1 pseudogene is annotated in these 264 nt (G+C 60.2%); it reads left to right on the plus strand.

What is annotated here, in order from left to right:
* A pseudogene (locus KAJ71_RS23295) lies at positions 1-264 on the plus strand (methyl-accepting chemotaxis protein); the annotation flags it as partial.

Raw genomic sequence — 264 nt, forward strand, 5'->3', positions numbered from 1 at the left:
AAACACTGATCCAGATCGCTGACTCAGCCACGCAGTTGGCCTCAGCCGCTGAAGAACTCAACGCCGTCACCGAAGAAAGCAACCGTGGCCTCCAGCAGCAGGACATGCAGCTGGAACAGGCCGCGACCGCGGTGAACCAGATGACCAGTGCGGTCGAAGAAGTGGCGCGCAACGCGGTGTCGACTTCGCAAGCGGCCACCGCCTCCAATACGCTGTCGGAAAAGAGCCGTCAGCAGGTACGCGAAAACATCAGCGGTACGCAAT

Source organism: Serratia silvae (assembly GCF_023282985.1).
Classification (GTDB): domain Bacteria; phylum Pseudomonadota; class Gammaproteobacteria; order Enterobacterales; family Enterobacteriaceae; genus Chania; species Chania silvae.